The sequence below is a fragment of the Methylorubrum rhodinum genome, from assembly GCF_014199935.1.
In the GTDB taxonomy this organism is placed as follows: Bacteria; Pseudomonadota; Alphaproteobacteria; order Rhizobiales; family Beijerinckiaceae; genus Methylobacterium; species Methylobacterium rhodinum.
In genome coordinates, this window is sequence record NZ_JACHOP010000008.1 from 104,364 (window position 1) to 114,870 (window position 10,507).

The 10,507-nt window shown below is 68.1% G+C and carries 10 protein-coding genes; 6 read left to right on the plus strand and 4 right to left on the minus strand.

Going from position 1 to position 10,507, the window contains the following annotated elements; translation table 11 throughout:
* Positions 1–78 precede the first annotated feature (78 nt).
* From HNR00_RS11735 to HNR00_RS11745, 3 genes are all read right to left on the minus strand, one after another.
* Positions 79–732 carry a DsbA family protein gene (locus HNR00_RS11735; protein ID WP_183569410.1) on the minus strand — a complete coding sequence of 218 codons (654 nt, stop codon included), beginning with the start codon at positions 730–732 and terminating at the stop codon, positions 79–81.
* 156 nt (positions 733–888) lie between these two features.
* On the minus strand, positions 889–1,383 hold the full coding sequence (locus tag HNR00_RS11740; protein WP_183569411.1) for a DUF721 domain-containing protein: 495 nt from the start codon (positions 1,381–1,383) through the stop codon (positions 889–891).
* 69 nt (positions 1,384–1,452) lie between these two features.
* Positions 1,453–1,806 (minus strand): DUF1428 domain-containing protein, encoded by a 354-nt coding sequence (locus tag HNR00_RS11745; RefSeq protein WP_183569413.1) that lies wholly within the window; start codon positions 1,804–1,806, stop codon positions 1,453–1,455.
* Positions 1,807–1,944: 138 nt separating this feature from the next.
* On the opposite strand from HNR00_RS11745, the gene mutY reads away from it, so the two are divergent.
* Complete coding sequence (gene mutY, locus HNR00_RS11750; protein WP_183569415.1) at positions 1,945–3,150, plus strand: A/G-specific adenine glycosylase; 1,206 nt, start codon at positions 1,945–1,947, stop codon at positions 3,148–3,150.
* A 469-nt stretch (positions 3,151–3,619) separates the two neighbouring features.
* Here mutY and HNR00_RS11755 read toward each other — a convergent pair whose 3' ends face one another.
* A complete protein-coding gene (locus HNR00_RS11755) occupies positions 3,620–4,813 on the minus strand; it encodes a site-specific DNA-methyltransferase (protein ID WP_281383309.1) in 1,194 nt (397 codons plus the stop codon).
* A 429-nt stretch (positions 4,814–5,242) separates the two neighbouring features.
* Between HNR00_RS11755 and HNR00_RS11760 the strand changes: the two genes are divergently transcribed.
* The 5 genes from HNR00_RS11760 to HNR00_RS11780 all read left to right on the plus strand — a co-directional run bounded on the left by HNR00_RS11760 (position 5,243) and on the right by HNR00_RS11780 (position 10,270).
* Positions 5,243–5,590 carry a septal ring lytic transglycosylase RlpA family protein gene (locus tag HNR00_RS11760; RefSeq protein WP_183569417.1) on the plus strand — a complete coding sequence of 116 codons (348 nt, stop codon included), beginning with the start codon at positions 5,243–5,245 and terminating at the stop codon, positions 5,588–5,590.
* A gap of 159 nt (positions 5,591–5,749) precedes the next feature.
* Complete coding sequence (locus tag HNR00_RS11765) at positions 5,750–6,067, plus strand: polyhydroxyalkanoic acid system family protein (protein ID WP_183569419.1); 318 nt, start codon at positions 5,750–5,752, stop codon at positions 6,065–6,067.
* A gap of 75 nt (positions 6,068–6,142) precedes the next feature.
* Positions 6,143–6,361, plus strand: coding sequence for a hypothetical protein (locus HNR00_RS11770; RefSeq protein ID WP_183569421.1), 219 nt, complete (start codon positions 6,143–6,145; stop codon positions 6,359–6,361).
* A 54-nt stretch (positions 6,362–6,415) separates the two neighbouring features.
* A complete protein-coding gene (locus HNR00_RS11775) occupies positions 6,416–8,221 on the plus strand; it encodes an ABC-F family ATP-binding cassette domain-containing protein (protein WP_183569423.1) in 1,806 nt (601 codons plus the stop codon).
* Between the two features lie 387 nt (positions 8,222–8,608).
* Positions 8,609–10,270, plus strand: coding sequence for a porin (locus tag HNR00_RS11780; protein WP_183569425.1), 1,662 nt, complete (start codon positions 8,609–8,611; stop codon positions 10,268–10,270).
* The last annotated feature ends 237 nt before the right edge of the window (positions 10,271–10,507 follow it).

Below are 10,507 nucleotides of genomic sequence, written 5' to 3' on the forward strand. Positions count from 1 at the left end.
AGGCGCGCAGCGCCGAGCTTAAGCCGTTGAAGTTGCATCACAATCCGCGCCCTTCCACGGCCCGTTCCGGGGACGGTCTCACGCGCCCAGGATCGGCTTGATGATCTTCTCGATCTCCTCGATCGACAGCGCGCCGCTGTACTTGGTGCCGTTGATGAAGAAGGTCGGGGTCGATTCGACCTTGAAGGTCTCCAGGCCGCGGGTTTTGACCGCGTTGATGGCGCCGTAGGTCTTCTGGTCCTTGAGGCAGGCCTCGAACTTCTCCTTCGAGAAGCCCGCCTGCCGCACGATCTGCTCCAGCGCGTCGACCGGCGATTGCGGCTTGCGCACGAAGGCCCAGTTCTGCTGCTGGTCGAACAGCAGGTCGGAGATGGGATAATACTTCTCGTTGCCGTCGCAGCGCGACAGCATGAAGGCTGCGGTCGAGAGCGGATCGAGCGGGAACTCGCGGAGCGTGAAGCGCACCTTGCCGGTGTCGATGTAGCGCTCCTTCAGGACCGGATAGGTCTCCTTGTGGAAGTGGGCGCAGTGCGAGCAGGTCAGCGAGGCGTACTCGATGATCGTCACCTTGGCGTCCGCCGGCCCGAGCCAGACGTCGCCGAGCGGGCCGGGCTGAAGCAGGGCCGCCGTGTCGGCGGACTGCGCGAGCGCATCGGTGATGAGCCGGGGCATCAGGAGGGCCGCGCCGAGGGCGAGGCCGGTGGTCTTGAGGGCGTCGCGCCGGGTGATCATGGCAGGGACGGGCTCCGTTGAGGCCGCGAAGGGGCCAGAGGCGTCGAGGTATAGGCGGATCGGGCTCGCGCGGACCGCGCACACGTCGCCGCACGAGTTTGCCGCCCCTTATCACGGGAGGCCGCGCGAGGCAGCCCTATCGACCGGGATTGCCTATCAGCGCGGGTTGCCCGCCACCACGGCGATGCCGAGCCGGTCGAGGGCGTCGCGAAGCGGATCGTCCTCGATGCGCGAGACCGCGAGCGCCACCTCGCCGCGCCGGGCCGGATCGAGCGGCGGGGCGGCTTTGCGCCGGGGCGCCCGGTGCAGCCGGTCCTGGCGCAGCACCAGCTTGCCGATGCAGGCCCAGCCGTAATGCGCGTTGACGCGCTGGATCACCACCGGGGCGAGATGCTGGAGTTCGAGGGCGAAGGCGCCCTCGACCCGCACCACCAGGGTGCCCGGCTCGGGCCGCCCCTCGGCGTCGCGCCGGGCGCGGCGGGGCCATTCGAGCTTCACCGGCTGGCAGGCGTCCGCCAGCCGCGCCCCGACGATGCCGGGCCACACGGAAAGTATGTCGGCCGAGGCGAAGCCCTGCGCCGCGAAGGCCGGGCCGACGCAGGCACCGATCAGGTCGGCAAGGGGTTTTGCCGAAGGTTTGGGGCGCGCCATCGGCTGTCCGGGAGGGAAGGGCGTCGCACTATAGCCGAAGCCCGCCCCGCCGGGAGTCGCGCCGAAACCTCACACCTCCACGATCGCCGTGAAGCCGCCGAAGATCATGCGCTTCCCGTCGAAGGGCATGGTCTCCATCGTGCAGGTGATGCGCGGGTCCTCCATCACCTTGGCGTTCGTCACGTCGCGGGCCTCGCGGGAGGCGTGGACGATCCACGAGAACACCACGACCTCGTCCTCCTTGGCCTGCACGGCGCGGGGAAAGGAGGTCAGTTCGCCGTAGGGCACGTCGTCGCCCACCGCCTCGACCACGGCGAGCGCACCGTGCTCCTTCCAGACCGCGGCCGCGTTGGCGGCGACGATTCGATAGGCTTCGAGATTGGCCTTCGGCACGGCGAGCACGAAGCCATCGACGTAGGACATGGTGGTGTCTCCCTTGTGGTTGCCGTCCGAGGACGCGGTCGCGCGGCCGATCCCGACACGTCGTCGCGGATTTTTGTCGACCGGTAGGACCGCGGCGCCGCTTTTGCCGCCCGCCCGGCCCCGCTATGGACTGGGACCATGCCCGCCGCCTCGGCCGCCGACCTCCTGACATGGTACGACCGGCACCGCCGCGCTTTGCCCTGGCGCGCGCTCCCCGGCGTGCGGCCGGATCCCTACCGGGTCTGGCTCTCCGAGGTGATGCTGCAACAGACAACCGTCACGGCGGTCAAACCCTACTTCGAGAAATTCCTGACGCTGTTTCCGACCGTGCAGGCCCTTGCGGCCGCACCGGAAGAGGCGGTGATGTCGGCCTGGGCCGGGCTCGGCTATTATTCCCGCGCGCGCAACCTCCACGCCTGCGCCAAGGCGGTCGCCGCCGCCGGGCGCTTCCCCGATACGGAAGAGGGATTACGAAAACTTCCCGGCATCGGCGCCTACACGGCGGGCGCCATCGCGGCCATCGCCTTCGACCGGCCCGCGGCGGCGGTGGACGGCAATGTCGAGCGGGTGATGACGCGCCTGCACGCGATCGAGACGCCGCTCCCCGCCGCCCGAGCGCAGATCCGCCTGCTGACGCAGGGCATGGTCCCGCACGACCGGCCCGGCGACTTCGCGCAGGCCGTGATGGACCTCGGCGCGACGCTCTGCACCCCGAAGCGCCCCGCCTGTGCGCTGTGCCCGTGGATGCGCCCCTGCCGCGCCCGTTCCGAGGGCTTGCAGGACACCTTCCCGCGCAAGGTGAAGAAGGAGAAGGGGACGCTGCGCAAGGGCGCGGCCTTCGTCGCGCTCCGCGCCGGCGACGAGGCGGTTCTCCTGCGCACCCGCCCCTCGGAAGGCCTGCTCGGCGCGATGGCCGAGCCGCCCGGAAGCCCGTGGTTGCCCGATTACGATCCGGCCAAGGGCCTGCTCGACGCGCCCCTCGACGCCCGCTGGAAGCGCCTGCCCGGCGTGGTGAAGCACGGCTTCACCCATTTCCCGCTGGAGCTAACGGTGTTCTTCGCCCGCGTCGCCGCCGGGACAGTGGCCCCGGACGGCATGCGCTTCACCCCGCGGGAAAAGCTCGACGAGGAGCCGCTTCCCGGCGCGATGAAGAAGGTGCTAGCCCACGCACTCGCCGGCCCGGTGCCGGTCGCCGCCGTAGCGCCGCCGCCCGTGCGGGAGCCCGATCTGGCCACCCCGCCGGAGCCCGAGCCGGTCAAGCGGCGCGGACCGATTCCGAAGCCGCCCTCTTTAAGGCCTTCGGATTTGGGACGTGTGGTCAAGAAGGCGCCGAAGCCGCGCTGAGTTTCGGCACGGACAGGTACACGGCGAAGTCCAAGTTTCGAAGCCAGCACACAATAGGACCCAACCTTAAATCGCAAACGATCAGCGGTCGTCTATAAGTACCAAAATAAATTCAATCATTTGTCAAAATGAATATTATTAGGGCTTCGTATGCAGTCCCAAGCACGATCAGTGCGATGATTGTCTTAATCATGGCGGTGTATTTTACAAATACGAATGGCAAAAGAATCAGTATCAATACTGCCTGTGGGAAAAATACAATCAGCAAGCTTGATATTGACGATAAACTTCCATTAAAACTGAACAAATAAGCAAGAGCGCAACAAATTACAAAATATGTTAATATAAAATATAATGCTATCGGATTGCGCGGGATACTTAGCCTCATAGAGCCCTACCGGAACTATGGATCACCTCGTATAACATGGACTTCGAAATTGTCCCGGATTTTTTGAATCCGGGACTTTTTTCAGCTCTCCGCACGAGCCCGCATCTGACTACGAAACTCGTCGATGCAGACGAGCTTGCCCCCGCGCTCCGCGTGCCAGAAGGTCCAGCCGTTGCAGGCGGGGAGGCCCTGGACCAGGGCCCCGACCTTGTGGATCGAGCCCATTGCCGGGCCGATGCCGAGCTGTCCGTCCGGGCGCACGGTCGCCTTGAAGCGGCGGCGCTCGTCGGTCAGCGTCTCGCCGGGGCGCACCAGCCCCGCCTCGACCACGCTGAGGAACGGCACCCGCGGCTCGGCGCGCTTGGGCGTCGCCAGAGCGAGCGAGGCGGAGGACAAGGTCTCGACCGCGTCGATCCGGGCCTGCGCCGCCGCGGCGTAGGTCTTGTCACGTTCGCAGCCGATGAAGTGGCGGCCGAGACGCTTGGCGACCGCGCCGGTCGTGCCGGAGCCGAAGAACGGATCGAGCACCACGTCGCCGGGATTGGTCGCGGCCATGAGCGTGCGGGCGACGAGCGCCTCCGGCTTCTGGGTCGGGTGGACCTTGCGGCCCGCGCCGTCCTTCAGCCGTTCCTCGCCGGTGCAGAGCGGCAGGAACCAGTCGGAGCGCATCTGAAGGTCTTCGTTGCCGGCCTTCAGGGCGTCGTAGTGGAAGGTGTACTTCGCCTGCGGCGAGCGCGAGGCCCAGATCAGGGTCTCGTGGGCGTTGGTGAAGCGTTTACCCCGAAAGTTCGGCATCGGGTTGGCCTTGCGCCACACGATGTCGTTCAGGATCCAGTAACCGAGATCCTGCAACGCGCTCCCGACCCGGAAGATGTTGTGGTACGACCCGATCACCCACAGGGTCGCGTTCGGCTTCATCGCCCGGCGCGCAGCCTTCAGCCAGGCACGGGTGAAGTCGTCGTAGGCTTCGAAACTGGAGAACTTGTCCCAGTCGTCGTCGACCGCATCGACCACGCTGTGGTCGGGGCGCGTGAGACCGGCTTCTCCGAGCTGGAGATTGTAGGGCGGGTCGGCGAAGACGCAGTCGACGCTTTCCGCTGGCAGGCGCTCCATGGCGGCGATGCAGTCGCCGATGAGGATTTCGTCGAGGGGAAGTCTGGGGAGACGCTGGACGGAGGGTGCGAGACCCATCCGCGGCGCCGACGCGATCCGCCCGGTATGCGAGACCTGTTTCCGGGCGGTGGCGCCGGCAACCGCGGTACGCGGGGAAGCCATGGCAAACACCGGTTACGCGACTGACCACCGGACCATGGCGCGGTCACGGTAAAGGCCCGGTTTGCCGTTTCGCGAAGCATGCGTCTCACTATGGGTCGGCAGATTTTGCCGAGCTTGGCCATGCAGCGGATGCGGGGCTGATCTGCCGCCGGCCGCCGCTCGGGCAAGCTTCCGCACAGGCTTCGCGAGCGGCATGGAACCCGCGCCCGAATTCTTCCGCGACAAGAATTGACGATTTGGGGGGCGCGAGCACCCATGCATCGGCAAATAATCAATTCTTCCGGATCGGCATTGCCCGGAAAGCCCCCGGCTGTAGTCGCATCCAGGGCATTTTTGCGATGCAACATCGCTGTCTTATTTTGGCCGGGTTCGGGCTCATTTTCCGCGGCGTTCGCAACAAATCGCAACAACAAGGGAATGCGATCCACGATGAAGGCCACCAGCTGGACCGTCGCCGCCTGCCTCGCCACCGTCATCGGCACCGCCGCCGCGCTGCCCGCCCAGGCCCAGGGGGGCAAGGCATCCTGGTACGGGAGCGGGCACCGCACGGCGAACGGCGAGCGGTTCAATCCCAACGGACTCACCGCCGCCCATCGCAGCCTGCCCTTCGGCACCCGCGTCCGCGTGACCAACCGGGCCAACGGCCGCTCGGTCGTGGTGCGCATCAACGACCGCGGCCCGTTCGTCGGCGGACGGGTGATCGATCTGGCGCGCGGCTCGGCCCGGGCGCTCGGCATCGGCGGCGTCAGCTACGTGTCCCTCTCCGTGATGCGCTGAGCGGACGTTTCAGAGCTTCGGGACCGGACGATCGCTCCGCGAACGGAGCCCCTCGGCAATCCCGCTTTGCGTCGTGAGACACGGACGGCGTTGCCGAGGGAACGGCCCCTTCCCATAATCCGGCGAGTCCTGCGTCCGGACTGACGAGGAGAGGTCGAGATGGCGAAGCCGATGGTGGTCGAGATTCCGCACGAACTCGGCCGCGAGGAAGCCCGCCGCCGCATCGCGGAGGGCACCGCCAAGGCGCGTGACGCGCTGGGCCGGAGCGGCATCGCCATCAACACCCTCGACTGGACCGGCGACCGCCTCGACTATTCCGTCACGGCGCTGGCCCAGACGGTGACCGGCCAGATCGATGTCGGCCCCGACAGCGTGCGGGTCGAGGTGCGCCTGCCCCTGCTGCTCTCGGTCTTCGCCGCCAAGATCCAGAAGATCGTCGGCCGCGAGGGCAACAACCTGCTCATCACCAAGAAGTAGCGGAACCCGGGCCGGGCGCGGCTGTTGGCCTCGTTCGCGGCCCCTGCCGGCCGCCCGAGCCGAGGCGCGCCACCGATGTCGAATCCCGGACCGATCCCGGAAGCCCCGCAGCCGACGACGCCCGATCCCGCGCCCCCGGTCGAGCCGCCGCAGGTGCCCGAGCCCGGTCCGGGACCGGAGATTCCCGGCGGCACCCCCGCCGAGGCGCCGGGCGGCACGCCGACCGAGATTCCGGTCGAGGCCCCCGGTATCCCCGAGTCGACGCCGACCGGCCCGGCCAATCCGGTCGCCTGACGGCTTCTCCGAATCGGGTTTGTTCCGGGCTGCGGCTGCTGCCATAAGCCCGGCATGGCCGCCCCACCCCTTCTGACCCTGCAAGACGTCGCGCTCACCTTCGGCGGCACGCCGCTGATCGAGCGGGCGGAACTGACCATCGCGCCCGGCGAGCGCGCCTGCCTCGTCGGCCGCAACGGCTCGGGCAAGTCGACCCTGATGCGCATCGCCGCTGGGTTCGCCGAGCCGGACAGGGGCGAGCGCTTCCTCCAGCCCGGCACGACGGTCCGCTACCTCGCGCAGGAGCCGGACTTTTCCGGATTCAGTTCGATCCTCGACTTCGTGCAGGCCGGCCTCGCGCCGGGCGACGACGCCTATCGCGGCCGCTACCTGCTGGAGAGCCTCGGCCTCACCGGCGAGGAGGAGCCGTCCCGGCTCTCGGGCGGCGAGGCGCGCCGCGCCGCTCTGGCCCAGGCGCTGGCGCCCGAACCCGACATCCTGCTGCTGGACGAGCCCACCAACCATCTCGACCTGCCCGCGATCGAGTGGCTGGAGACCGAGCTGAAGCGCTCGCGCTCGGCGCTCGTCCTCATCAGCCACGACCGGCGCTTCCTCACCGCGCTCTCGCGGGCGACGATCTGGCTCGACCGCGGCGTCACCCGCCGGATCGAGCAGGGGTTCGGCAGCTTCGAGGCGTGGCGCGACGCCTTCTTCGAGGAGGAGGAGCGCGACAAGCACAAGCTCGACCGCAAGATCGTCGCGGAGGAGGACTGGCTGCGCTACGGCGTCACCGCCCGGCGCAAGCGCAACGTCCGCCGCCTGTCCGACCTGCACGACCTGAGGAGGAAGAGCCGCGAGCATCGCCGCCCCGTGGGGCAGGCGGTGATGACCGCCACCGAGGGCGAATCCTCCGGCACGCTCATCGCCGAGGCCCGGCGGGTGTCGAAATCCTACGGCGACCGGAGAATCGTCGACGACCTGTCGCTCCGCGTCGTGCGCGGCGACCGGCTCGGCATCGTCGGCCCGAACGGAACCGGCAAGACCACGCTGATCAACCTGCTCACCGGCGCGCTCGCGCCCGATTCCGGAGAGATCCGCCTCGGCACCGGCCTCAACATGGTCCATCTCGACCAGCGCCGGGCCTCGCTCGATCCGAACGCCACCGTGGCCGAGGTGCTGACGGGTGGGCGCGGCGACACCGTCGATGTCGGCGGACGAAGCCGCCACGTCGTCGGCTACCTCAAGGACTTCCTGTTCGCCCCCGAGCAGGCCCGCACGCCGGTGAGCGTGCTCTCGGGCGGCGAGCGCAACCGCCTGCTGATCGCCCGGACGCTGGCCCAGGCCTCGAACCTCCTCGTCCTCGACGAGCCGACCAACGACCTCGACCTCGAGACCCTCGACCTTCTGCAGGAGATGCTCGGCGACTTTGCCGGCACCCTGATCCTGGTGAGCCACGACCGCGACTTCCTCGACCGGGTCGCGGGCAACGTGCTGGTGAGCGAGGGCGAGGGCCGCTGGGTCGAGTATGCCGGCGGCTACACGGACATGCTGGCCCAGCGCGGGCGCGGCGTGGAGGCGCGGGAGTCCAAGGAGAAGCCGCGCGAGCGGGCGCCCCGCACCGATTCGCCGAGGGACGCCGCGAAGGACTCGAAGACGAAACTCGGCTTCAAGGAGCAGCACGAGTTGAAGACGCTGCCGAAACGGATCGCCGAACTGGAGGCCGGCATCGCCAAGCTGCGCGAGGTCCTGTCCGATTCCGGGCTCTACGGCCGCGATCCGGAGCGCTTTAGCAAGGCCACCGGCCTCCTGGAAAAGGCCGAGATCGAACTGGCGAGCGCCGAGGACCGCTGGCTGACCCTGGAGATGCAGCGCGAGTCGTGAGGGCCTGACGGATTCGGGTCCGAGACGCCCGGTGATGCGCGTCGGCAACGGCGGCGGGCACGATTAGACAGCAAAGTTCTTTTGTAATTACCGGCCTCTGGGGAAAAGCCGGCCGGGCGGACGGCCAATACGTTGCGGGACTGCAACAGCCCCCCAAGAAGCCGGCCTCCGAAGCTTTTGCAGGGGCCGACTCTGTTGCCCGTACGGCCGCGCTCGCCCATGGTGCCCCGGCGAACGGGAGAACCCCGACGCAGGTTTGGTCGATGTCCCGGCGGGGAGCGCCAAACACCAAGGGAAATAAGGACGAGACGGGCGTGGTTCGCCGGAAGGCGGGCGCCCCAGAAGAAGTCCGATCCCGTGGGTCTCGAAACTTCTGGAGGTTTCACAATGAAGCTCGTCAAGAGCCTTCTCCTGGGTACGGCGGCGGGGCTGACCGTCGTGGGCGGGGCTCAGGCCGCCGACCTGCCGGTGAAGAAGGCGGTTCCGATCGAGTACGTCCGCGTCTGCACCGCCTACGGTGCCGGCTTCTTCTACATCCCGGGCACCGACACCTGCCTGCGCATCTCGGGCCGCGCTCGCGCCGAATACGGCTACATCGGCTCCGACAGCCGCAACGTTCCGGGCGGCGGTGACCTCTCGGGCTTCACCGGCCTCGCGCGCTTCAACGTCGACGCCCGCACCCAGACCGGCTACGGCACGCTGCGCGCCTTCCTGCGCCTCGACGCCGCCAGTCGCACCGGCCACACCAAATTCGCCTCCGGCACCAACCTGCGTATCGGCTACGCCTATTCCGGCACCGGCCAGGACCAGTTCGGCCGCGTCCAGAACTTCATGAACGTCGACAAGGCGTTCGTGCAGTTCGCCGGCCTGACCGCCGGTCGCGCCTCCTCGTTCTTCGACTTCTACGCCGCCGACTACGAGATCATCGGCTCGTCGCTGGGCTCCAACCTCGCCTCCACGAACCTGCTCGCCTGGACGCAGAAGTTCGCCGGCGGCTGGTCGGCCACGATCTCGATGGAAGACCCGAACTACCGCAAGAATCCGCTCTTCTCCGATGCCGTCGGCTCCACCGGCCTCGTCCCGGGCCAGAGCGGCGTGAACAACTTCTTCACGACGGCCCCGACCCCGATCATCCTGGCCACCAACGCTGCGGGCAACGCCACGGCCGTGACCTTCGTGGACGCCGTGCAGCGTTCGCGCATGCCCGACTTCGTCGGCTCGCTGCGCTACGACGCGCCGTGGGGTTCGGCTCAGCTCTCGGCCGCCGTCAAGGACATCAACATCGGCGGCGGCATCGCCGGCTCGGCCTTCACCAACCTGACGCCCGCCCCCGGCGCTGTTACCACCCCGCTCGGCAACCCCGCCGTCGCCGCCCTTCTCGCGGCCCGCGGCATCTCCCCCGGCGCCCAGACCGAGTACGGCTGGGCGGTTCAGGCCGGCGCAAAGTTCAACCTGCCCTGGATTGCTCCCGGCGACGGCCTCTACCTCCAGGGTGCCTACGGCGAGGGTGCCAACAACTACACCGGCATCAACCGCTTCACCGCCGGCTACCTGAGCAACGCCGCGACCTACGCCGGCAATCCGTTCAACCAGTACCTGTCGGACGCGATCGTCAACCCGCTCACCGGCAAGATCGAACTGTCCAACAGCTTCACGGCGGTGGCCTCGTTCCTCCACTACTGGTCGCCGGAGTGGCGCTCGGCCCTCTACGCCAGCTACGGCGAGATCTGGTTCTCGCAGGGCGCGCGTCAGGCCATCAGCCAGACGACCGGCATCATCGGTGCGGGCCAGGGCCTGTCCCCGCCGTCCTACCTGACGAACCTCGCCGGCTACAACCTCAGCGCCGCGCTCCGCGACACCTATCAGGTCGTCACCGGCGCGAGCCTGATCTGGTCGCCGGTCAAGGATCTCGATATCGGCGTGGAAGGCCAGTACATCAAGACGGGCGTCAAGAGCGGCCGCGTCAACGACTCCAGCCGCGGCACGCCGTTCACGGTGTCCTCGGAGGACGTCTACCAGGCTCGCTTCCGCGTCCAGCGCGACTTCTAAGCAGACCCTGCGATCAGGCTCCCCCGCTCACGGGCGGGGGAGCCCTCAGCAAAAACCTCCGAGCCCCGGCCTCACGGCCGGGTTTTTTGCGTCTAGAGCCTTCATCGGAACCCGTGAGGGCCGCGGCCTTCAAGTCGCCCCGAACCCGCGTATCCTTGAGCGCCTGCGTCTCATCCGGCGTCCGGCGCACGGACGCGGCGGCACGCGAGGTCGGCCCGCTTTGTCCCTGTCCTCTCC

What these genes read in the sequence shown, in the direction of transcription:
- mutY (WP_183569415.1), top strand. Translation starts at nt 1,945, where the DNA reads ATGCCCGCCGCCTCGGCCGCCGACCTCCTGACATGGTACGACCGGCAC.
- HNR00_RS11775 (WP_183569423.1), top strand. Translation starts at nt 6,416, where the DNA reads ATGGCCGCCCCACCCCTTCTGACCCTGCAAGACGTCGCGCTCACCTTC.
- HNR00_RS11745 (WP_183569413.1), bottom strand. Translation starts at nt 1,806, where the DNA reads ATGTCCTACGTCGATGGCTTCGTGCTCGCCGTGCCGAAGGCCAATCTC.
- HNR00_RS11765 (WP_183569419.1), top strand. Translation starts at nt 5,750, where the DNA reads ATGGCGAAGCCGATGGTGGTCGAGATTCCGCACGAACTCGGCCGCGAG.
- HNR00_RS11735 (WP_183569410.1), bottom strand. Translation starts at nt 732, where the DNA reads ATGATCACCCGGCGCGACGCCCTCAAGACCACCGGCCTCGCCCTCGGC.
- HNR00_RS11780 (WP_183569425.1), top strand. Translation starts at nt 8,609, where the DNA reads ATGAAGCTCGTCAAGAGCCTTCTCCTGGGTACGGCGGCGGGGCTGACC.
- HNR00_RS11760 (WP_183569417.1), top strand. Translation starts at nt 5,243, where the DNA reads ATGAAGGCCACCAGCTGGACCGTCGCCGCCTGCCTCGCCACCGTCATC.
- HNR00_RS11755 (WP_281383309.1), bottom strand. Translation starts at nt 4,813, where the DNA reads ATGGCTTCCCCGCGTACCGCGGTTGCCGGCGCCACCGCCCGGAAACAG.
- HNR00_RS11740 (WP_183569411.1), bottom strand. Translation starts at nt 1,383, where the DNA reads ATGGCGCGCCCCAAACCTTCGGCAAAACCCCTTGCCGACCTGATCGGT.
- HNR00_RS11770 (WP_183569421.1), top strand. Translation starts at nt 6,143, where the DNA reads ATGTCGAATCCCGGACCGATCCCGGAAGCCCCGCAGCCGACGACGCCC.